The following is a 23177-nucleotide window of genomic DNA, read 5'->3' as shown; positions in this document are numbered from 1 at the left end:
ACACGGGGTACCTGAACAGCCTATGCAAGGGGTGCGGGTTGCCGCACTCAATGGTTCGGGGTGACGAGAACGTGGGTCGCATCGAAATTCGTGATGACGCGATCTGTCATGGGTGTGCCGCTTTTGAGTCTGCTCGAAACGACACCGGACGCACGACGTACCCGGGTCAGATCATGTACTCGGTGGACACCTACGCGGATTAGCTGGCAGGGGTTTCCCGGCGTCGGCCAACACCCACGAGCAAGGTGACGAGTCCGGCGATGGCTACAAGGATCGCGAACCCCTGCAGGCCTGGCGCATCACTATAGCCGCCAACTAGCGCTACAGCGATGCCCATAACGAGCATCGCGAGTCCGGTCATTATCGTGTTGTGGCCGCGCTTGCGCTGCACATTCCCGCTCGTGTTTGTCATTCCGCAAGCATCCCATGTCGGGTGCTGAAAACTGAATATTGGAGGCCATGCGTTGGCAACTCGTGACGTTACAGTACGCATCAAGGCCGAGATCGGTTCGTTCAAGCGTGACATGATGGTCGCCGCTGGCGCCGCACGCAAGGCCGCAGCGGAAACCGAAGCAGCCAGCACGAAGGCCAGCTCCAGCATTGGCAAGCTTGGCCGCGTCGCTGGCATGCACGAAAAGGCGTGGGGGCAGGTCTCCACCGGCCTTGTCGCTGGTGGTGTTGCTGCAGCTGGTGGCGTCGCCTTGGTGACGAAGGCTGCGATCGACTGGGAGTCTGCCTGGACCGGTGTCAAGAAGACCGTTGACGGCACCCCGAAGCAGCTGGCAGAGGTTGAAGGAGGCCTGCGCAACCTTGCGCGCACCCTCCCGTCCACCCACACCGAGATCGCTGCCGTAGCCGAGGCTGCCGGACAGCTGGGCGTCAAGACCGGTGACGTCGTCGGCTTCACGAAGACCATGATTGACCTCGGCGAAACCACGAACCTGACCGCTGAGGAAGCAGCAACAAACATCGCCCAAATTTCCAACGTCATGGGCACCATGAAGCGAGAAGGCACCGAAGGTGTCGAACGGTTCGGCTCCGCACTGGTCGCCCTGGGCAACAACGGCGCATCCACCGAAGCTGAAATCTTGTCCATGGCGCAGCGCATCGCCGGCGCCGGTGCCACCATCAAGGCATCCGAGACCGACGTGCTCGCACTGTCCAGCACGCTCGCGTCCATGGGCATCCGTGCCGAGATGGGCGGCGGCGTGGCGTCCCGCGTCCTGCTCAAGATGCGTTCCGCTGTCGATGAAGGCGGAGACTCACTCGAAACCTTTGCCGAAACCGCTGGCGTAACAGCGGACGAGTTCTCAGCCAAGTTCCGCGAAGACCCGGTAGCTGCCCTAGCACTGGTGTCCAAGGGTATCGATGGTGTGAACCAGTCCGGCGGCAACGTCACCAAGACGCTCAAGGACATGGGCATCAAGGGCACTGAGGAAACTCAGGTCATGTTGGCTCTGGCCAGCTCTGGTGACCTGCTCACGGATTCCTTGAACCTTGGCGCTGAGGCTTGGGGCGAGAACTCTGCCCTGATGAAGGAAGCCGACCAGCGGTACAGCACGACCGAGTCGAAGATCAAGGCCGCTTTCTCCAGCATCCAAGACTCTGCCATCACATTCGGTGGCGTCATGCTGCCCGTAGTCGCTGGTGTCGCTGAGGCTGGCGCAGGGATCGCTACAGCATTCGCGAAGATCCCCGCACCCATCGCCGGGGCCCTGACCGTCTTGACCGGATTCGTTGGTGTCGGCGCGCTCGTCGCTGGCGTCGGAATGAAAATGGTTGGCTCGTTCACGTCCACCATTGGTGGACTTAAGGCCCTTGGTCTCGAGTTCCCGGGGCTGACCGGCAAGATGGAGAAGTTCGGGAACGCTGCGCCCGGTGTCGCGAAGAAGTTCGCGAAGTTCGCCGGCGCCGCTGTAGCCATCGGTGCCGTCACTGTGGCCATTGCAAAGCTGGCCGAAGCCTCCTACATGTCCAAGATCGACGAGGGCATGGGCCGCGTCGACCTGGCTATGGCGAAGATCATCAACAATGCACCGGATGCAACGGATGCGCTCGATGACCTGTTCAAGAACAAGGATGGTGCCGGGCTAACCGACGACATCGACAGCCTAGGAACAGCCATCGATCGGACATTCAACAAGACCTCCGGACAGAAGTTCAACGACTGGGGCGAAGGTGCGGTCACTTTCTTCACTGGCATCAAGGGCTCCCTCGCGATGACCCAAGACGCTTTCGGGCGCATCGACCAGTCCCTCGCTGACCTTGTCGGATCCGGGAACGTTGAAGGTGCCAAGACCGCGTTTGATGGGATCGCGGCTAAGTTCGTGGAGCAGGGCCGCACGGTCGAAGAGGCCAAGGCCATGTTCCCCGGCTATGCTGACGCGCTCAGTGGTGTTGCTGCTGAGGCAGCCAACGCTGGCGGCGGGCTCGAAGCCCTCGGCGCTGGTGCTTCGGGTGCCTTTGCCCCGTCCAAGGAAATGGCCGAAGCCCTCGCTGACATTGGCGTGGCCGCGGACGGTTCCGTTGCAAGCTTGGGTGCTTTCACCGACTACCTGTTCAACTCTGGCCTCGCCATGATGTCGTCCAAGGATGCCGCGTTCCAGTGGGCCAAGGGCCTGCGGGACATGGACGGTGAAATCAAGAAGATCACGGACTCGCAAGGCAAGATGGGAGCCGTACTCAACAAGGGCAAGACCGACTTCAACAAGAATACCGACGCCGGCTACGAGGGCCTGCAGCTCTTCCAAGGCAAACTGCAAGAAGGCATCGCAGTCGCCCAAACGTACGCAGCCGACACCTCCAAGTCACAGAAGGATGTGGTCGCCCAGTACCAGGCCACCTACGATGCGGGCATCAAGTCCGCTGAAGGCTTCGGGATCATGGGCGAGAAAGCCGACGCGCTGGTCCGCAAGGCACTGGACATTCCCAAGGATGTCACCATTGCCGCGTGGGTCGACGACCAGGCAACAGCCGCCGCCGAGCGGATCACCGGGCAGCTCCTGCAGATGCCCAAGGACCTGAAAATTAAGGCCTTGGTTACTGACGATGGCACCGCGAAGCTCACTAAGGAGCAGATCGCTGCCATCAAGGGCCAGACCGTCGGCATCGAAGTCACTGACGAGGGAACCGTCCTCACCACGCAAGGCAAGATCGACGGCGTCACCGATGGGGACGCAAAGATCCTTGTGCGCGACGACGGCACAATCAGCATCATTCAAGGCGGCATCAACAACGTCAAGGATGGAGCGGCCAACGTCAACGTGACCGAGTCGGGGCTCTCCTGGGTGCAGCAGGCTATCAACAGCGTCAAGGATGGCTACGCGCAGATCCACATCAAGTCCGTCTACTCAGGCGACCGGCCACCAGCTTTGCCGGGCGGCCGGGGTGGGCCAACTCGTGGCGGTTACACTGGCGGGCTTGTTGGTCAGTTGATCAACGGGCTTGCCGGCGGCGGGTTGGTGCCTGGCCAGGTCCCGTTGAACTCGCAGGGTGACAACGTGCTGGCGACAGTTGGCGGGAAACCGTTCGGGTTGCGCTCGGGTGAGATGGTCGTCAACGAGAAAGCCACTAGCGAGAACTACCCTCTGCTCAAGGCGATCAACGATGGTGCGACTGTGCGCCTGGATGGCCTTGCCGACGGTGGTCGTGTTGGTGCTGCTGAGAAGAAGGTCACGAGCACGAAGCGTGCTTACGATCGCATCTCGGGCGACAAAGCCAATCGTCTCCGTAAGCTGGCAGCAAAGGACCAGTACGATGCGGCGAAGGCTGAGCTTGCTGCGGTCAAGAAGTCTTCAAAGGCTTCCACTGATGCGGCGAAGAAGGACGCCGAGGCACGGCAGCGTCTTGCCGAGTCACGCCGGGATCTGCGCACCGACCTGCGCCGTGGAAACATCACGGACGCGTTCACCAGTGGTTCGGGGCTGGGGCAGGTTGACAGGCTCTGGGATGCGTCACGAAACAAGGACTACTCGATGGGCAAGCGTCGCGGTCTAGCCCGTGATGCGAATGCCCTAGAGAAGTCACTCACACGGCTGACGAAGTATTCCGACGAGCTCACCACAGCTCTGGACAACGCAAAGTCGAAGGCCGACGAGCTGCGCTCTGTGCGCGATTCGGTGGCAGGCGGGCTACGTGGTGAGTTCAGCTTGTCGGGGATGCTGTCGAACACCAAGCAGGACCTTGGGTCGAACCCGTTCACCGCGAAGAGCATTTCTGTGTCCGCCAACAAAATGGCTAAACGGATTGAAAACTTCGCATGGCGGTTGAAGCTGCTCCGAAAAATGGGGTACGGGGAGGCGATCATCCAGGAGGTTGCTGGTCTAGGCGTTGACGAGGGGTTGCAAGTTGCGTCGGTTCTGTTGTCTGCATCGGGCAAGGAGAAGCAGAACATCAATGGCGCGTACAAGCGATTGGATAGCGCATCTGGCAAGGCCGGGCAGTACGTCACTGAATCCATGTACAAGGGTGGCCTAGACGCTGCTGATGGGCTGGTGCGCGGCCTTGAGTCCAAGACGAAGGGCGTCGAGTCGGCGTTCTACAAGCTGGGCAAGAACGCTGAGAAGGCTTTCAAGCGCTCGCTCGGCATCAAGTCACCTTCGCGGGTGATGTTCGGTGCTGGCGTGAACGTGGGCGAGGGTGCCGAGCTGGGCATCCTGTCCAAGGTCGGCGACGTGCAGGGTGCCATGGGCATGCTTGCCGAGGCTCCCGCGTTCTCGGTGCCGCCATCGGCTGAGGTCGCACGGTACGCCGCACAGCCCGCACATGGTGGCGGCGTGGACACCCAGGCCATCGCCAATGCGGTGGCCGGAGCCATTGCCAGCTACCAGCCCATCGTCAGCATCGACGGCCGGAAGTTCTACGGCGTGATGCAGGCAGCTAACCAGCAGGCGCGTAGGCGCTAACTAACCGCGTGGCGGGCCATTCGTGGCCCGCCACACTCATGCCCTAGGAGGCTTCATTGTCGATTTACTTGGGCCAACTCGGGCGTATGGTCGAACTCAAGTGCCCGGCCTCGCAGCGGTCAACTTCGGAGGACCGATACACGTTCACGACCACGATTGAAGGACGCCGCAAGGCTCAGGCTCGCCCAACTTCCCGCAGGGTATGGGATTTACAGACCTCCGACGCTGCGACCCCTGAGCAGGTAGCCGCCATCATGGCGTTCGTGCAAGGCGCGTGGGGGCCGGGGCCATTCATTTTTGTGTCGGCAGAAGCCCAGTACACGAACATGCTAGTGCCTTCGGCATCCCTGTGCGCCCCGGAGGACCAATGGCAGACGGACGTGGTCATGGCTGGCCCCGTAATGCTCCCGGACGGGCGCATGGTGCCTTCTGCCTACGCTTCGGCCGCGCCCACGACGTACCTTTTCGGGCGCGGCATCTACCCCGTGCCGCCCACCGGCGGCCCCGTCACCGCCTCGGTCGTCGTCCAAGGCGACACCGCCCGCGCACGGCTCAATTGGTACGACGCCCAAAAGGCATACCTCGGATCCACGACGAGCACCACGGCTGGGACTGCCGGCGGGCTGACGGTGTCCCGGGTGACGGGGATCCCGCCAGCCGGTGCCGTCGGCGTAGGTGTGGGCGCGTTCACTGCCCTGCTGTGCACGGCCCCGACATTGGTTTGGGGTGACAGTCCCGCGCCATGGACGACTGGCCGCGGGTGCCTGGAAGCCGTTCCACACGCGCCTTCAAGTGACCTTGTGCTCACCGGCCCCGGCCGAACGTATTCCAACCTGAGCTTCACCGTTACGGAGCTCGGCTGAACATGGAGGTGGACCTGCCGTGAGTGTCAAGAGTTTCACTGCGCGTGTGAGCGTGAATGGAACCATCCGAGCACACGAATCATGGTCCGATGACCGTGAAATCAGTGGCGACTTACCGGCGCAGGTCGTGGCCGGATCCGGGATAACCCAAGCAACCGGATCGATTGTCTGGGCATCTGGCGAAAATGTTTCCGACGGGTCGGAAACCCCGTGGAACATGAAGGGCTCATGGCGTCCGCGTCGTGGCGATTCCGTGGTAATCACAGAATCAGACGGAACCCAAGACTGGGTAGTGTTCACGGGCGTCATCGACAAGACCACGGGTTCCGTGGGCGGCCAAATGCGATCCACAATCATCGATGCATACGACCGCTTCTCCGCCCCGGTATCCCATGAACCGCTGCTGAACGTGATGCCGCCGGCGTCGGGTGGCGGGGACTTTCGAGGCACCGGGCTGACCCACACCTATTTCGTAGATGTGGCATTCCGGGCAGCCGGATTCTTCGTGACGCCAAAACAGGAACCCAACTGCCTGCTCCACGTTCCCGCGCAGGGGACCATTTGGCCCCACCGGGGGCGGTGCGTGACCGCGGGCGTACGTTCGGGATCGGCTTCGTACCCAACGAACTCATACGCATCATGGGGGTTTGCGGTTTCGAACGCGCAAGCAACGTATCTGCCTGAAGGCGCGACTATAACCGCAAATGACAATATCCAAATGACCATGGTCGTAGGGGCAGAGCACGCAGGATTCGCATACCTTCGAGTCGGGTACGAGGGGACCTGGGTGCAGCTGGCCGTCAACGTGGACCGCAAGGCGTCCATCATGCTGGGTGAAACCATTGTCGCTTCCGTGCAGCTCCCACCGGGGGATGACGTGGTGCAAGTCCTCATTAAAGGCTATACCTTCAAACTGCGCTCACGATCCGGAGGGGAAGCGACAGGAGTGGTGGCATTCGGCGGCCAGTCCATCATTACGACGATCACCCTCGGCGCGGACCCGGATGCACGAGTTGCAGGGATGCAGGTAAGCAACCCTACGACCAGCTTTGATGAATTCCGGTCCGTTGGGTTCCAGCCAAATGCACACATCAACGTTTCGAACGTGTCGCTCATGGGAATCCTGCGTGCCTCGCCCGCAATCGCTGGCCAAACGGCGGCGGCGCTGCTCGATGAGATCAGTAGCGCTACCTTGAGTTGCCTATGGATCGATGAGACTGGAAAGGCACAATGGTGGCCGGCAGCCGCGATTCGGAGCAGGAACGCGAACCGGACCATTACAACCGCCGATGACATCCTTGAACTGAACTGGGAGGAGGATCTTCTCAGCTCAGCTGCACGCGTCAGCATCAAGTACAAGAAGCATGCGGTGAAGCTGTCTAAGTGGCCCGCCGTGCGCGTGTGGCAAGGGTCGGCGAACCAGCTGGAATCCGGTGACGTAACCGAAGACTTCGCAGAACCTGGGGCAGATGAAGCATGGGTTGGCGTAGCGGAAACGCCCACCAGACTGGGAGGTTCCAACTGGGATGCGTATAACAAGCTGCGTGGCTCGTTCGTTGGGGTGTACTACTCCGCGGATGGGCAAACGTCATCGGCTGCGGGGCTCGTCACTGACATTACGATGTCCAAGCTTGGGCCGAACAAGTACTTGATAAGGCACACTGCCGGAACTTACCCGGCCGACGTCGTGGCAAACCAATCTACCTCTCCCATCCATACGCTCCTGTGGGATAACCGCAAGGGCAAGCCCCTGCCGGATATCGGAGCGCATGCGCAGGTCAAGTGGACCGACCAAACGTATTCGCCATCTCAAGTAGGGGGTGCAGGCCCTGAGCTCGTTCACGAAACCGGCGTATGGGTTCCAGAGTCAACAGTCCCCAATGTATTCGACTATCTGGCAGGGCAGACCGCCACACCGCAACCCGTAATTACCGGTATGGGCATCGAACCCAACCTGCGACTGATGTTGGGCGACATGATCAACATTCGTTCAACACGGTATCTGGGCATTGAGCTGAAGGCGTTGATTGTGGGCATGGGCCGATCCCATGACTCGTCAGGCTTTTCGCAGTCCCTTGATGTGCGGGTCGTGGAAGCCGTCAAGCTCACGGAAACGTATGCGGAATTCAGCGCAAATATGAGCGGCAGTCAGGTCACCTATGCCGAATGGCAGCAACAGGGCCCGGTGCCACCCCTTTCTTACACGCAATTCAACACCCCCTAGCAGTGTCCCCGCACGAACGCCACAAGCCAATGTCACGGCTTGTGGCGTTCGTGCGTCCGGAACCCTTTTGAAAGGCGGTCCAGCAATGGCCACCACCGTCCCACATTCCATTCACTACCCCCAGGCCGCAGACCTCATCAAGGACCCGAACTCCACAGCAAAGCTCGCGGTTGACCTCATGCGCATTGCAGTCAGCACAAATTCGGCAATAAGCAACTCTGAGGGGCGGTCCCGAGAGCATGCAAACACGCTTGACTCAGCAAGTCGCAACGCTTGGGGATCCGCAGACTCTGCAATCTTGCGGCAGGCGCTTGAATACACCGACAACGCCTTCAGCGCATCCGGCCCCGGAGGTGCCACCGATGCCCAGCTAGACGCCGCCGTTGACCGCGCCGTGCAACAGGGACGCGTTGCCGATGCCGCACGGCTCCCCAGCAAAGGGCGCACCGCAGTGGGTCGAGGCGACTTCGGAGTGGTCGCAGAGGACCACGGGGCCGTGGGCGACGGCGTGTTCAATGATTGGTATGGGATCAGTGCTGCTCTCCGTGCCGCGAATGGCAACGATGTCATCCTGAAAGGGGGCACCGTTTACAAGATGAGCGGAACCCTGGTTGTGCCGGACGGGCAGGACTCAGTGTCGATCCGAGCAGTCGGATCCAAACCAGCAGTCCTGGATCTCGGATCCGATGGACAGTCGTATCCGGCCATTCGCTTCGACGCCGGCGAGCCTGTGACGGTCAAGACACTCACTGTAAGCACTGGAATTAACTCCCGCGGCTGGATGGTCAACAGCACCACTGGAATCCAGAAGGGAATGCTATGTGAGGTAGTATCCAGCGCTCCTTGGTACCACGATCCGCGCCCAGAGTCGGCCCCACTCGATGCCCGAAAGTCCGAACTGCATCGCGTTCAGGACACATTCGACGGCCGCGTCTGGATGGATGACCCCGCCAATGACGGATACGACTTGACCAAAGAGACCATCGAACTACGTTTTTACAAGCCGATCCGTGTACGACTTGAGAACATCACTGTGAGAGGAACCCTGCCAGCGGTCGGGGAGGAAACAAAAGCTGTCGAAGGCATCGTGGTACAAGGGGCTGACCAGCCGCTTCTGATCGATGTGAACGCGGAGAACTGCGCCCGCACCGGCATTGCAGTTTCCCGATCATGGGCGCCACGCGTGCTGGGCGGCTACACCCGCAAGGCGAACAACTTCTACAACGGGTACGGCGTTTCCATTCGAGGCTGCGCTCATGGCCTTGTAGACGGGCGGCACACCCACGAATCAAACAAGGGCGTTGATGTCACCGGCTTCAACTGCATCAGCCGCCACACCATTGTCCAGAACTGCAAGACGTTCGGCGGAGGAAGAAACTCCCGTGGCGAGCACTACGGCTGGAATCCAGACGGCTCGTTTGGCACACAGCAGTCAGGCTACGGAAACCATGGGGCAGCAGACAACACCACCTACCGATTCAACACGGTCATTGATGTGTGGTCTCCCTTCGGCATTCGGGGACGGAACACGTACATTCACGACAATCTGGTCATGGGCAGAACGAGTGGCGGCGTGGTCCGCGCATACCTTGGCACGAACCTGTACGTAACGAATAACCGAATCATCGCCGGGTACTGGTCGTTGAAACCCTCGGGCAATTTTGGCGGACCAAATATCGACGGCATGCGAGCCGACACGATCGTTACCGTGTACGACACCTGGCAATCAAACCCACCGTCCGGAATTCGGCGTGGGCAGCTGGTGGTAACAGGAAATGAAGCAGAACTCAGGACGGCAATCGTGCGCATGCACATGTTGCACCGCGGGGAAATGTATATCGCCAACAACCGCGGAATGTTCATGGACACCAACCTTCCACGCACCTGTTACGTGCTAGACAACAGCTCAGGCTCGGTCCCAACCACGGGCGAAGCTTCCGCCTGGACATTGGGCCCGAACGATTTCAGGTCACCCGGCAACACCGTCACTGTACAACGCTCGAACACCAGCGTTGCCGGGGCGAAAGTTCTGGACTACGGCGTAGCCACCTAACTAGATTCAACGGTGAGGGAATGCAGGGTAATAGACGTATCAGTTTTCTTCCATTTCCTCACCGTTACAGCGCTCAGAAATACCCCCTGGGGGAGGCTGAACTCGGCCTTGGTTCTGTTCTGCCCCGGTCGTGTATTCAGGTAACGGAACCATCCAATGGTTGGGTTGCCGGATAACGTAACTCCCTGTTCCGCCATATGGGCAGCTACCCTTTCAACGGGAACAGGCTTTCCAGACGCGTCAACGAGGCTGAAGCTTAACAGAGAGTTCTTCTCCACTGCTGACATGTCGCAAACCATCTTGACCGTTATGGAAAGATCCCCTGAGACAGGTTGGCACGTGAAATTTTCTACAGTGCTTTTCATTTCAACCCTGCGCTCAATCAGCTGTTCATGAGTGGACCGGGCATCTTCAGCAGCGGTCAATTTTCCCTTCAGTATTGGGAAGTACTTCTCAAACTGATCCGAACCATCGATGGGCGGGTTGGCGTTGATGTGATTCCGGATACTTGTCAGGATTCCTTCACGGTTCGTTGAGGCGAGCCCCAGAGAGGTATCCTGCTCTACCTGCCGGGTCCACACATAACCAAGCCCCGACGAATCCATGATGACTGGGAAATGGCGGTCAGACAGGTTATGAGCAATGTTTCTCTCCGGGCGCACCAAGCCATCTGGCGTGAACCTTTGGATGCTCATGAAGCCGATGGCTAGCATTGGATGGTAACAGCGTCGAGCGTTGACAAACTTTCCCTCCGAATAGATCGCCGTGATGCCTGTACCAAGCGACACCTGCATGCCCACGAATGGTTCCTTGATGTACTTTTCGTGGCGGTCAAAGTAGTCAGCCGGTAATAGGTCATCGTCATCCAGCCGGTACACGCCAAAAGGCTGGTAAGGGTCAGCCGAGAATTTTGAGAATAGCGCTTCTCGGGCAACACTTTCAGTGGTGGCAGCGGCGGAACTTGGGAACATCTTGTCGAGGACCAGGAAGTCATGTTTATCGGCCGCTTCGATAAGCCTTGTCTCGTACTTCGTAGGCAGATGGTGCGAATAGGAGATGAGATGAATTACTGCGTGGTTCTTTGCGGCCTCAGCCAGCTGCGGGAGAGAGAGGCCAAAGAAAATGTCGGCTCGACTGGCCAATCTCTCGTCTGAGAACAGGTAGTTGCGGTAGTCCTGTTCGGATTTAAAGCGAGTGCCATTAGTGGCTTTCCAAGCTCCGGACTGCGGCTGGTAAACACTGAATCGCGTGTGCCCGATAAAAAGCAATTTTCCATCCTATTTTAGAGATTTTCAGCCCAACTTTAGTCTCATGAAAGGATAACAAACTAATCCAATGCAGTGATGGTTAGTTTCGGAACGTACATGTAGGTAGGACGATACTGGGTGCGGTGAGACTGAAGACGCTGACTCATAGGGGTTCCCGACGCCTCTCTCCGTGATGGTTCTGCATCTGGAGCGCCGTAAGGTGGTCCTATGCCGAATATTTTTCTCTATGGCGGATGCGTAATCCGTGACTCGTACAAAACCGTTCAGGAACACGTCGGGCTGTCTGGATACGTCGCGAGACAATCTCTGATTAGCGCTATCAATCCTCCGGCCAAACTTCGAGAAGTAACCCTAGAATCTCCGTTTCAATCGCGCATGCTCAACGGTGATATTAGCTCCACCCTCCTGCACACGCTGCGGAGGGCGGCTTCGATAACAGACCTGTTCGTGATGGACTGTCACGTGGAGCGAGGTGGTGTATACCGACTTCGGGACGGTGCATTCCTCACCCCCTCTGCGGAACTAAAAATGTCGGGATTGCTCCGGGAGATATCTGGCCATGTTCATGTACCCCTCGGAACCGAGCGTCATACGAGGTTCTGGGAGAACGCCGCCAAGCGCTTTGTGAAGCGATTAGAGGAATACGGCCTCAAGGATAAGGCTCTCGTCATCGATGCGCCATGGGCCGAAGAAGACGAAGGCGGCGTCCCATTTGGCGAGCGTCACGGCATGCCGATCCGCGAGGTTAGTGCCAGCATTAGTCATCTGACAGGCATCCTGTCCGGTCTTGGCGTGAGGGTCGAACGAATGCCTAAGAAAGTGGCAACCGCGCCGGTTGAGCATGAATGGGGTAGCGGCCCGTACCACTTTGGTCCAGCGGCCATGGGCTGGGCATCAGATGTGATTCTTGATGCTCTCGAATCTCAGAACTAAGAAGTTCAAATAAGGCCCTCACCAAAAGGTGGGGGCCTTCGTCGTACCCGAAAGGCACCTCATGTTCGGCAGTAAAAAGAAATGCTCAGAAACGCTCTCTGCCATACGCACGAACGGTAAAAATCCAGTCTGCATAAAACCGCGCAACCATGAAGGCGAACACGACTCGGGAACGGTCGCGTGGCTCGAATCGTCACCCGGCCACTATGACTACATCAACGCCCGCTAGTCGGGCCTCCCGAAAGGCAACCATGCCAAACCCCAAGGCGGTGACCGATGGATGAGATTCCCGCGCTGGTGGGATTGGCATCGCCGGTAGCAACAGCGCTGGCGATGCTGTACCTGATCTTCACCGGCAAGCTGGTCACCCTCGCCCAGCACAACACCATCGTGCGGCTCATGGAGGCTCGGAACGCCGATGCTCTCAAGGACCGTGACGCGTGGAGGTCGACGTCCGACCGCAAAGGCGAAACCATCGCCGTCCTAACCAATTCGAACCATGAGCTGATGGAGTCGGCGAAGTTCTCCAACCACGTGATGACCGCCCTCCAAGAGAGGGCTGGTGAGTGATCATGTTCTTCCGTCACCGGAAGCCCGTCGCGCCCGAATTGCCGCCCATCGACACGGGCCCGGTGGAGCATGCGCTCACGGAATCCGATGCCGAGCTTCGGGCAGCAAAACGGCAAGCCTTCGAGGTCGCTGTCACGGTGAACTCCTCACGACAGACCCGACTCCGCAACCATTTCGCGCCCGCATTCGAGGCGCAGTTTCGACCGAAAGGAACCGGGTGAAAGCAATCTACCTCGGATACATCGCCGCATCCGTTTATGCGTGCCTGCCGTTCATCAACTGGGCCGTGAATCCCGACTGGCATAAGTCCAGTACGGGGCGGGCCATGATGATGCTCCTGGCATCCACGGCGGCCGCGTTCCTGATGATCGCTACGTCCGGGATGTTCGGTGCGTACCCGGGCCGGGAAGTCGTCCGGTACATCGTCTACGGTGCGGTCCTTGTGGCTGGGGTCCGGCTGGCGGTCCTGTTCTTCCAGCTCAAGATCGGCCCCCACGGCGACTGACCAGCACCACACATTCAAGGCTCACCAACTGGTGGGCCTTTCCCTTTGCCCGAAAGGCAGGCCCGCATGTCTTATTTCCTCGCCCCGTCCCTGCGCACGTTGCGCGACCAGATCAACAGCCGATGGCCCAACCGCGATAAGGGTTCTGACGGCTGGATCGGGGACCCGTCACACCAGGCCCGACCGTCTGACCACAATCCGGACTGGCCAGACGGGATCGTGCGCGCCCTCGACGTGGACAAGGACGGCATTGACGTTGAGGTGCTGCTCAAGGCCGTCATTGGTGAGCGCCGCGTCGCCTACGTCATCTGGAATCGCCGCATCTGGACCCACGCGAAGGGCTGGCAGCCGTACAGCGGCCCGAACGGCCACACCGCGCACGTGCACATCTCCATTCGCCACACCACGGCCGCCGCTGCTGGTGGTGCATGGAAGCTCGGCGCAGGTGCGGTCGGCCCAGTTGCAACCCCGAGCACGCCTGCCCAGCCGAAGCCGTCCGCGGGTAGTGGGTCGGTCGTGGATTGGCTCGCCTCCAAGGGCCGGGATTCGTCCTACGCTGCACGCGCCCGGCTGGCTGCCCAGTGCGGCATCAAGGGGTACTCGGGCACCGCAGCGCAGAACACCGCGCTGCTGGCCAAGCTCAAGGCCGGAGCGTCCGCCCCCGCCGTGAAGCCTAAGCCCGCACCGGCCAAGCCGAAGCCCGCGGCAAGGTCCATCGCACAGATGGCCGCGGAGGTCCGCGCCGGCAAGCACGGCAACGGCCACGACGTGCGCCGCAAGTCCCTCGGGATCAGCGCCGCCGAGTATGCCAAGGTCCGCGCCGCCGTGAACGGCACGAGCAAGAGCATCGCCCAGATGGCCACCGAAGTCATCCAGGGCATGCACGGCAACGGGCACGTGGCCCGGCAGAAGTCCCTCGGCGTGGACAACGCGACCTATGCCAAGGTCCGCGCCGCAGTCAACAAACGAGCATAAGGAGCACCCATGGCAAAGCACATCGCAACAGGAACACCCACGCAAGTAGCCCACCCCGCCCGGGCGGCGCTCCGCACCGGCGTCGCCTACTTCGGTGCCGCCGTCCTGTTCCTGGCCGCGGCGATCCCGCTGCTGCAGGAGTACCTCGGCGACTACCTGCCGGAATCATGGGTCGCATGGCTCACCGGCGCCGTCGCATTCCTCGTGGCCCTATCCACGCTGATCACCCGACTCATGGCGCTGGCCAAGGCGCAGGACTTCCTCGCGAAGATCGGCCTCGGCACCGGCGTGGAGCAGGAGCCGGAGCCCATCGCCGGTGAGTTCATCGCTGACGGCCCGTACGAGGGCTTTCCCGTGGCTGACGCACACGAGCCGACGAGGTCACCGGACCGCGACCAACAGTAAACACGAGCGCCCCACCCATTCCCGGGTGGGGCGCTATTCGTGGTTAAGATGGGGTCGTGTCCTACTACCCCGACTTCATCCCCGCCCCTGGCACCTGCCAGCGCTACCCCTACGGTCGCCAACCATACGTCCGGATCACGCTGCCCGACGGGTCTATCGTCGACGGGAAGGCCAGCGCATGGCAGGGTGACAAGTTCCTCGCCGTTTGGTTCGACGAGGCCCGAAACTCCCACGACCTGTGGATGGACACCAAGCACGCCGTGCGGATCCCGTATCGGGAATCTCGGTGGCATGACTCCCCCAGCGCCGAAGACATCCCGTGGAGGATCGAACAAGGCGAACTCTAAGCACTCATGGTGTGACAACAACATTCACCGGCGCGATGATCATCTTGATCAGCGCGACGAACCCGGTGCCAAGGGGCTTCAGTGCCTTGCCCACGTCGGGGGCCATCAGGCCGATCGCGGCACCGGCGACCACGGCAATGATCACCATGATGTAGAGCCAGTGGGTGCGGTCCTTCTTGACGGGTGCTTCCTGGTTCTCGATCGGGTCCCGGTCCAGGACTCCTGTCGATGTTGGCGTCGTTGCCATGGGGTGGCTCCTTCTGAATGAATGTCTGCTGCTGGGGGGTGCGTGCAGGGGCGGTGGCGCTTGGGGTGCCCGGGCTTCTTCATCCATGGTGGGGGCGAACGTGATCGATATCTCTCTTGTGTTCATAATGGTCATGGCGCGCTTGCCCGCGTGCCACCCTTGAAGGCAGCGCCCGGGCACCCGGCACCGGGCACCTCAGACGGAAGGGGGGCATCGATGCCACGGCTCCCGGGCGGCACTTCCGCCCCCGCATCCAAGGAACGCAGCGCGAACCGGGCGCGTTCCTCCTACTCGCTGGCGACCCGCATCTTCGTCGCGCAGCTTGCCCTGGTGGCCCTGGTGGTGCTGGTGGTCAGCACGGCCAGCTACCTCAACGCCCGGACCCAGGCCCACGAATTCGCCGCCAAGCGCGTGCTCTCCGTCGCCGAGACGCTGTCCCACGACCCCTTCGTCATCGACGCGGTGCAGCAAGCGGACCCCTCCGGTGCGCTGGTGCCCTTTGCCGGCAACATCGTGTCCCACGCGGCGGTGGACTTCGTGACCATCATGGACACCGACCGCACCCGCTACACCCATCCCACAGCCAGCGAGATCGGCCGGAAATACGTCGGCAGCGTCGAGCAGGCGCTGGCCGGACACAGCCAGGTCGAGGACTACCGCGGCACCCTGGGCCCCTCGGTGCGTGCCATCGCCCCGATCCGGGACGCGGGCGGAAACATCACCGCGATGGTGGCCGTGGGCGTCACGCTGCAGTCCCTGGGCGCCACGCAGGCCGCACTGGTTCCGGCGACCCTGGCCGTGGGCCTGCTGGCGGTGGGGCTGGGCGCGGTGTTCACCTATGCGCTGTCCAGGTACCTGCGCCGCGCCACCCTGGGCTACGGACCCGAGGAACTGCGCCGGCTCTACGCGTACTACTTCTCCGCCCTGCATTCGGTGCGCGAGGGCCTGGTGCTGGTCGATGCGAAGGGGCGCCTGGTGCTCTACAACGACCAGGCCGCGGGACTGCTGGGACTGCCGCCCGCCGGTTCGCTGCGCCCGCTGCCGGTGGACAAGGTCGGGTTGCCCGAGACCGTGGCCGAACTCTTTGCCTCGGGCCGGCGCGCCACCGACGAGATCCACCTGACCAACCACCGGGTGCTGGTGATCTCCCAGCAGAACGCCGAGCAGCCCGATTCCGCTCCCGCCGCCCGCGTGCCCTGGCCGCTGCGCCGGCGGCAGGTGGAAAGCAAGCTGGGGACCGTGGCAACGCTGCGCGACCACACCGAGGTCCAGGCGCTGACCGGGCAGCTGGAATCGATGCGCACGCTCACCGAGGCGCTGCGCGCCCAGACCCACGAGCACGCCAACCGGCTGCACACCGTGGCGACACTGATCGAGCTGGGCCGCGAGCGCGAGGCCCTCGAATTCGCGGTGGCCGACCGGCAGGAATCCCAGCGGCTGACCGACGAGTTCGTGCTTGCGGTCGACGAGCCGTACCTGACCTCGCTGCTGGTGGGCAAGGCCGCCCAGGCCCACGAGCGCGGCATCACCCTGACCATGACCGCCTCCGGGCAGCTGCCCACCGGCGCCCTGGACGCCCGGGACCTGGTCACCATCACCGGGAACCTGCTGGACAACGCGTTCGACGCGGCGGCCGGCTCCGAGCTGCGCCGGGTGTGGGCGGACTTCGCCGCCGACGCGGAATCCGTGGTGATCTCGATCGCCGATTCGGGCCCCGGCGTGGACCCGGATCTGCTCGACGAGTTCTTTCGGCTGGGGGTCTCCTCCAAGCCGGTGGTCCCCGGCTCCGGTTCGCGCGGGCTGGGCCTGGCACTGGTGCGCCAGGCGGTCGCGCGCCTGGGCGGGTCCCTGGAAGTGGATAATGATGCCGGGGCGATCTTCACCGTGACCCTGCCGATGTCCCCGCGCAGCGGACCCCCGGGATGCAGCGGGCGCTGACCCCGCCGGCGCCCGCCACAGTTTCGAAGCCCTCACCAGCCAAAGGAATCACCGGTCCATGGATACGCACAGAAGCCTCCGCGTCCTGGTCGTGGACGACGAACCGACCACTGCCGCCGCGCACGCGAAGTTTGTGGCCCGCGTGCCGGGCTTCAGCGTGCATTCGATCGCGCACAGCGGCAACGAGGTCTTCGCTGCCCTGGATGCGGCGCAGGAGGCGGGCACCCCGATCGACCTGGTGCTGCTGGACATGAACCTGCCGGACCTGCACGGCCTGGACGTGGCCCGGCGGGTGCGCGGGCGCGGGAACACCGTCGACATCATCGCCATCACCGCAATCCGGGACCTGAACGTGGTGCGCACCGCGATCTCCGCCGGGGTGACCCAGTACCTGATCAAGCCCTTCGGTTTCGCCGCGTTTGCCGGGAAGCTGGAGAACTACCGGCAGTTCCGCTTCAACCTGGGCAACGCGGGGCAGGCCGCATCCCAGTCATCGATCGACAACGCGTTTGCCGCGCTGCGCTCGGTGGGCGCCGCTCCCCTGCCCAAGGGGCTGATCACCGAGACGCTTGGCTCGATCTCGGAGGCGTTGCGCTCGGCGAGCGCCGCGCTCTCGGCCACCGAGGTCTCCGAGCTCCTAGACCTGTCCCGGGTCACCGCGAGGCGCTACCTGGAGCACCTGGCCGACACCGGGGACGCTGCCAAGGCCCCGCGCCACGGGACCCGCGGCCGGCCCGAGTACGAGTACCGCTGGGTCTCCAAAGGCTGACCGGCCACCTGGTTACCAGGCGGGGCGCAGGAACGGGAGCAGGTCCTCGATGACGCCCGGGTCCTCGATGGTGGAGGGCACCGTGTACGGCTTGCCGTCGGCGATCTGCCGCATGGTCTTGCGCAGGATCTTTCCCGAGCGGGTCTTGGGCAGCGCCGCGACAATGCGCACCTCGCGGAAGTCCGCGACCGGTCCGATGTGCGCGCGCACCATGGACACCAGCTCACCGCGCAGCTGTTCCTCGGTGATCCGGGTGCCGCTCTTGAGCACCACGTAGCCGCTGGGGCGCTGCCCCTTGAGCTCGTCCGCCACGCCGATCACGGCGCACTCGGCGACCGCCGGGTGGGAACCGAGCACCTGCTCCATGGCTCCGGTGGACAACCGGTGGCCCGAGACGTTGATGACGTCGTCGGTCCGTCCCATCACGAAGAGGTAGCCGTCCGCGTCCAGGTACCCGGAGTCCCCCGTGGCGTAGTGGCCGGGGAACTGTTCCAGGTAGGTGGCGATGTAGCGGGCGTCGTTGCCCCACAGCGTGGCCAGGGTGCCCGGGGGCAGCGGCAGCCTGATGGCGATGTTCCCCTCCTGGCCCGGCCCCAGCTCGGCGCCGAACCCGTCGAGGATCCGCACGTCGTAGCCGGGCACCGGGACCGTGGGAGAGCCGGCCTTGGGTTCGAGGGTTTCCAGGCCCACGCAGTTCGAGGCGATGGGCCACCCGGTCTCGGTCTGCCACCAGTTGTCGATCACCGGCACCCCGAGCTTCTCCCGCGCCCAGGCGTAGGTGTCCGGGTCCAGGCGTTCACCGGCCACGAAGAAGTTGCGCAGCGAAGAGATGTCGTGCCCGGCCAGCAGCGCCGCCTCCGGGTCGGCCTTGCGGATGGCCCGCAGCGCGGTGGGGGCGGTGAAGAAGGTGTCGACCTTGTGGTCCTCGATGAGCCGCCAAAAGGCCCCGGCATCGGGGGTGCCCACGGGCTTGCCCTCATAGAGCACCGTGGTGGCCCCGGCAATCAGCGGCCCGTAGACGATGTAGGAATGGCCCACGACCCAGCCCACATCCGAGGCGGTGAGCATGATGGAGCCGGGCCCCACCCCGTAGACGGTGCGCATCGAGTAGTCCATGGCCACCGCGTAGCCGCCCGAGTCCCGCACCACGCCCTTGGGCGATCCGGTGGTGCCCGAGGTGTACAGGATGTACAGCGGGTGGGTCGAGGGCACCGGGACCGCCTCGGCCGCGGTGGCCGTGGAGGCGAGCTCGTCCCAGTTGTGCCAGGCGGCGCCGGCCCCGGAGAACTCGGCCGGGGTGTGCTCGAAACCGTCGCGGTGGGCGACGATGACGGTGCGGATCCTGTGCGCGGCCAAGGCGATGGCCTCGGCAACCGCCGGCAGGTACTCGATGCGGCGGGCGGGCTCGATGCCGCCGGTGGCGGTGATGATTGCCACCGGGGTCGCGTCGTCGATGCGGGCGGCAAGTTCCTTGGGCGCGAAGCCGCCGAAGACCACCGAGTGGATGGCCCCGAGCCGGGCGCAGGCGAGCATCGCGATGTGGGCCTGCGGAATCATCGGCAGGTAGATCAGTACCCGGTCCCCGGTCCCTATCCCCTGGTCGCGCAGCGCACCGGCGAAGCGTGCGACCCGCTCCAGCAATTCCGCATAGCTGTAGCGCTCCTGGATTCCCAGGAGTGCGGAGTCGTAGACCAGGGCAGTGGCATCCCCGCGGCCGGCGGCCACGTGGCGGTCCAGAGCGTTGTGGCAGATGTTGAGCATCCCGTCGGGGAACCAGGCGTTGATCGGGGCGCGGCTGGAATCGAGTCCGATGGCCGGCTCCCGTTCCCAGTCGATCGAGGTGGCGGCCTCGAGCCAGAAGGCCGCCGGGTCCCTGGTTGATTCGGCAAAGGTCTGCGCGTAGGAAAGTGCCATGCGAACCGTCCATCCGTTCGGGTCTGGGGGTTTGTTCGGGTGGACTCGAGCCTATGACCAGCACCACGGAATTTCAAGGGCTCTGTATACAGTTTACGAAAATTTAGCCGGATTATTCCGATTGCGACGTGACATTTGGCAATTTCTGTATACAGTTGATGTCATGAGAGCAAGCGACAAGGCCTACGATGAGCTGCGGACGGACATCGTCGAATGGCGGTTGCGTCCCGGTGCCGTCCTGGGCGAGGTCGAGCAGGCCGAACGCCTGGGCGTCTCACGCACCCCGTTGCGCGAGGCCCTTGCGCGGCTGGTGGCCGACGGGCTGGCCGTGCAGCAGCGCGGACGCGGCGCCGTCGTCTCGGACGTCTCGCTCGAACACATCGATGACCTCTTTGCCTTGCGCCGCGCCTTGGAGATTGAATCCGCCCGCATTGCCGCCCGCCGCGCGGACCCGGCGATCTTCACCGAGCTGCGCACCCGCTTCCTGGAGGCGGGGAAGGGTGCCGATCGGGAATCCCGGGAATCCTTCTACCACCTGGCCGCCGAGCTCGATCGCCGCATCGACGCCGCGGTGGCCAACCCCTACATCCAGCAATCGTTGCGTTCCCTGCGCGTGCACCTGGCCCGGGTCCGCCGCCTGGCCCAGGACGACCCCGCGCGTCTGGCCGTCTCGGCGCTCGAGCACGCAGCGATCGCCGAGGGCATTGCCGCCCGAAATCCCGACATCGCCGCCGCAGCGACCCAGTTGCACCTGCACCACAGTCTTGAACACATCAAAGCCCATTCCGGCACCCGAGAGGACACCTAAATGATCAACCACCCAGTACGCGTGTACCGCAGTGAAGAAAACCTGGCCCACGAGGACCAGTTAGCGCACAAGATCGCCGTTGTCGCCGCCGACCCCGTCGAGGTCCCCGCGGACGTCACCGAGATGATCATCAACCGCGTCATCGACAACGCTTCGGTGGCCATTGCCTCGCTGAACCGCGGCCCGATCGTTGCGGCGCGCGCCCAGGCGCTGGCCCACGCCCCGTCCACCGGCGGCAAGGGCGCCTCGGTCTTCGGGATTTCCGAGAAGGTCTCCCCCGAGTGGGCGGCCTGGGCCAACGGCGTGGCGGTGCGCGAGCTCGACTACCACGACACCTTCCTGTCCGCCGACTACTCCCACCCGGGCGACAACATCCCCCCGATCCTGGCCGTAGCCCAGCACACCGGTGCCAGCGGCAAGGACCTGATCCGCGGCCTGGCCACCGGATACGAGATCCAGGTCGACCTGGTCAAGTCCATCTGCCTGCACGAGCACAAGATCGACCACGTCGCGCACCTGGGCCCCTCGGCCGCCGCCGGCATCGGCACCCTGCTGGGCCTGGATGTCGAGACCATCTTCCAGGCCGTCGGCCAGGGCCTGCACACCACCACCGCCACCCGCCAGTCGCGCAAGGGCGAGATCTCCACCTGGAAGGCCCACGCCCCGGCATTCGCCGGCAAGATGGCCGTGGAGGCCGCCGACCGCGCGATGCGCGGGCAGACCTCCCCGGTGCCGATCTACGAGGGCGAGGACGGCGTCATCGCCTGGCTGCTGGACGGCCCGGACGCCGCCTACACCGTTCCGCTGCCGGAGGCCGGCGAGGCCAAGCGCGCCATCCTTGACACCTACACCAAGGAGCACTCGGCCGAATACCAGGCGCAGGCCTGGATCGATTTGGCCCGCAAGCTCAACCGCGAACACCCCGAGGCCACCGACCCGAAGAACGTCGCCTCGATCCTGATCCAGACCTCCCACCACACCCACTACGTGATCGGCTCGGGCGCCAACGACCCGCAGAAGTACGACCCGACCGCCTCGCGCGAAACCCTGGACCACTCGATCCCGTACATCTTCGCCGTCGCCCTGCAGGACGGCTCCTGGCACCACGTGGATTCCTACGCCCCCGAGCGTGCCGGCCGGCCCGACACCGTGGAACTGTGGAACAAGATCACCACCGAGGAAGACGCGGAGTGGACCCGCCGCTACCACTCGCTGGACATCAGCGAAAAGGCCTTCGGTGGCACCGTGGTCATCACCCTGGCCGACGGCACCGTGATCACCGACCAGATTGCGGTGGCCGACGCGCACCCGTTGGGGGCGCGCCCGTTCGCCCGCGAGCAGTACATCAACAAGTTCCGCACCCTGGCCGCCGGCCTGGTCGAGGAAGCCGAGATCAAGCGCTTCATCGCCGCCGCGCAGGACCTTGAAAACCTGGGTGCCGGGGACCTGGACCAGTTGAACATCGTCGCGGCACCCGGTGTCATCGACCTCGCCGCCGCACCCAAGGGCCTGTTCTAAATGCTGTACTCAACCATCACCCCGGAGCAGAAGCGCAAGGACCTGCGCGAGATGCTCGTTCCCGGGGCGGCACGCCAGCTCCCCGGAGCCTTCAACCCGCTCTCGGCAAGGCTGATCCAGGAGAAGGGCTTTGACGGGGTCTATGTCTCCGGTGCCGTGCTGGCCAACGACCTGGGCCTTCCGGACATCGGGCTGACCACGCTGACCGAGGTCGCCACCCGTGCCGGGCAGATCGCCCGGATGACCGACCTGCCGACCCTGGTGGATGCCGACACCGGCTTCGGCGAGCCGATGAATGTGGCCCGCACCATCCAGGAACTCGAGCACGCGGGCCTGGCCGGCTGCCACATCGAGGACCAGTTCAACCCCAAGCGCTGCGGCCACCTGGACGGCAAGAACGTCGTCGACCTGGACACCATGGTCAGGCGCATCGCCGCCGCGGCCGACGCACGCCGGGATGCAAACTTCCTGATCATGGCGCGCACCGACGTGCGCGGCGTCGAGGGCCTGGGTGCAGTCATCGAGCGGGCCAAGGCGCTGGTGGATGCCGGAGCCGATGCGATCTTCCCCGAGGCCATGAAGGACCTTTCGGAGTTCGAGGCGGTCTGCAAGGCCGTGGATGTGCCGGTGCTGGCGAACATGACGGAGTTCGGGAAATCCGAGCTCTTCACCCGGCAGCAGCTGGCCGATGTCGGGGTGGCAATGGTCATCTACCCGGTGACCTTGCTGCGCAGTGCCATGGGCGAGGCGGAGCGCGTCCTGGACGCGATTGCCGCCCACGGAACGCAGGAGTCTCGGGTAGATTCAATGTTGACGCGTGCTCGTCTGTACGAGCTGGTTGACTACGAGGCGTACAACCGCTTCGACACCGGGATCTTCAACTTCCAGGTTCCGGATCTGGATATCCACTCAAACAACGCGGATCTGTAGGAAACA

18 protein-coding genes and 1 pseudogene are annotated in these 23177 nt (G+C 63.1%); 16 read left to right on the top strand and 3 right to left on the bottom strand.

Going from position 1 to position 23177, the window contains the following annotated elements:
• Positions 1-464: 464 nt before the first annotated feature.
• The 4 genes from DQ353_RS00185 to DQ353_RS00170 all read left to right on the top strand — a co-directional run bounded on the left by DQ353_RS00185 (position 465) and on the right by DQ353_RS00170 (position 10044).
• Positions 465-4904 (top strand): phage tail tape measure protein, encoded by a 4440-nt coding sequence (locus DQ353_RS00185; protein ID WP_113760795.1) that lies wholly within the window; start codon positions 465-467, stop codon positions 4902-4904.
• 386 nt (positions 4905-5290) lie between these two features.
• Complete coding sequence (locus DQ353_RS21240; RefSeq protein ID WP_146755158.1) at positions 5291-5767, top strand: hypothetical protein; 477 nt, start codon at positions 5291-5293, stop codon at positions 5765-5767.
• Between the two features lie 19 nt (positions 5768-5786).
• Positions 5787-7991 (top strand): hypothetical protein, encoded by a 2205-nt coding sequence (locus DQ353_RS00175; protein ID WP_146755157.1) that lies wholly within the window; start codon positions 5787-5789, stop codon positions 7989-7991.
• Between the two features lie 85 nt (positions 7992-8076).
• Positions 8077-10044 (top strand): right-handed parallel beta-helix repeat-containing protein, encoded by a 1968-nt coding sequence (locus DQ353_RS00170; RefSeq protein ID WP_113760792.1) that lies wholly within the window; start codon positions 8077-8079, stop codon positions 10042-10044.
• Here DQ353_RS00170 and DQ353_RS00165 read toward each other — a convergent pair.
• Complete coding sequence (locus DQ353_RS00165) at positions 10041-11312, bottom strand: glycosyltransferase (protein WP_113760791.1); 1272 nt, start codon at positions 11310-11312, stop codon at positions 10041-10043. The two genes, DQ353_RS00170 and DQ353_RS00165, sit on opposite strands and share 4 nt — an antisense overlap.
• A gap of 207 nt (positions 11313-11519) precedes the next feature.
• Here DQ353_RS00165 and DQ353_RS21235 point away from each other — a divergent pair, with 207 nt between their 5' ends.
• The 7 genes from DQ353_RS21235 to DQ353_RS00135 all read left to right on the top strand — a co-directional run bounded on the left by DQ353_RS21235 (position 11520) and on the right by DQ353_RS00135 (position 15047).
• On the top strand, positions 11520-12245 hold the full coding sequence (locus DQ353_RS21235) for a DUF6270 domain-containing protein (RefSeq protein WP_146755156.1): 726 nt from the start codon (positions 11520-11522) through the stop codon (positions 12243-12245).
• A gap of 276 nt (positions 12246-12521) precedes the next feature.
• A complete protein-coding gene (locus tag DQ353_RS00160; RefSeq protein ID WP_113760790.1) occupies positions 12522-12815 on the top strand; it encodes a hypothetical protein in 294 nt (97 codons plus the stop codon).
• 2 nt (positions 12816-12817) lie between these two features.
• A complete protein-coding gene (locus DQ353_RS00155; protein WP_502696366.1) occupies positions 12818-13036 on the top strand; it encodes a DUF7620 family protein in 219 nt (72 codons plus the stop codon).
• Entirely contained in the window at positions 13033-13320 is a 288-nt protein-coding gene (locus DQ353_RS00150; protein ID WP_113760788.1) for a putative phage holin, read from the top strand. The genes DQ353_RS00155 and DQ353_RS00150 overlap by 4 nt, the downstream gene beginning before the upstream one ends.
• Before the next feature lie 66 nt (positions 13321-13386).
• Positions 13387-14295 carry a VldE C-terminal domain-containing protein gene (locus tag DQ353_RS00145; protein ID WP_113760787.1) on the top strand — a complete coding sequence of 303 codons (909 nt, stop codon included), beginning with the start codon at positions 13387-13389 and terminating at the stop codon, positions 14293-14295.
• Positions 14296-14304: 9 nt separating this feature from the next.
• A complete protein-coding gene (locus DQ353_RS00140) occupies positions 14305-14700 on the top strand; it encodes a hypothetical protein (protein ID WP_113760786.1) in 396 nt (131 codons plus the stop codon).
• Positions 14701-14756: 56 nt separating this feature from the next.
• Positions 14757-15047, top strand: coding sequence for a hypothetical protein (locus tag DQ353_RS00135; protein WP_113760785.1), 291 nt, complete (start codon positions 14757-14759; stop codon positions 15045-15047).
• Positions 15048-15072: 25 nt separating this feature from the next.
• Here DQ353_RS00135 and DQ353_RS00130 read toward each other — a convergent pair.
• Positions 15073-15294 (bottom strand): annotated as a pseudogene (locus tag DQ353_RS00130) (cation:dicarboxylate symporter family transporter); the annotation flags it as partial.
• A 216-nt stretch (positions 15295-15510) separates the two neighbouring features.
• Between DQ353_RS00130 and DQ353_RS00125 the strand changes: the two are divergent.
• Complete coding sequence (locus DQ353_RS00125) at positions 15511-17232, top strand: sensor histidine kinase (protein WP_113760784.1); 1722 nt, start codon at positions 15511-15513, stop codon at positions 17230-17232.
• Positions 17233-17290: 58 nt separating this feature from the next.
• A complete protein-coding gene (locus tag DQ353_RS00120; protein ID WP_113760783.1) occupies positions 17291-18001 on the top strand; it encodes a response regulator in 711 nt (236 codons plus the stop codon).
• A 12-nt stretch (positions 18002-18013) separates the two neighbouring features.
• Here DQ353_RS00120 and DQ353_RS00115 read toward each other — a convergent pair whose 3' ends face one another.
• Positions 18014-19915: an AMP-binding protein gene (locus DQ353_RS00115; protein ID WP_113760782.1), complete on the bottom strand. Its 1902-nt coding sequence runs from the start codon at positions 19913-19915 to the stop codon at positions 18014-18016.
• Positions 19916-20078: 163 nt separating this feature from the next.
• Between DQ353_RS00115 and DQ353_RS00110 the strand changes: the two genes are divergently transcribed.
• From DQ353_RS00110 to prpB, 3 genes are read left to right on the top strand one after another with little or no spacing between them, the layout of a single operon-like run.
• The gene (locus tag DQ353_RS00110; protein WP_113760781.1) at positions 20079-20723 is read left to right on the top strand and encodes a GntR family transcriptional regulator; all 645 of its coding nucleotides are present in this window, start codon (positions 20079-20081) and stop codon (positions 20721-20723) included.
• Complete coding sequence (locus DQ353_RS00105) at positions 20724-22241, top strand: MmgE/PrpD family protein (protein ID WP_113760780.1); 1518 nt, start codon at positions 20724-20726, stop codon at positions 22239-22241.
• Positions 22242-23171 carry a methylisocitrate lyase gene (prpB, locus tag DQ353_RS00100; RefSeq protein ID WP_113760779.1) on the top strand — a complete coding sequence of 310 codons (930 nt, stop codon included), beginning with the start codon at positions 22242-22244 and terminating at the stop codon, positions 23169-23171.
• Positions 23172-23177 lie beyond the last annotated feature (6 nt).

The sequence above is a fragment of the Arthrobacter sp. AQ5-05 genome (assembly GCF_003287975.1).
Classification (GTDB): domain Bacteria; phylum Actinomycetota; class Actinomycetes; order Actinomycetales; family Micrococcaceae; genus Paeniglutamicibacter.
The sequence above is the reverse complement of the archived record's forward strand: the minus strand, read 5'-3'. Positions and strand labels throughout refer to the sequence as shown.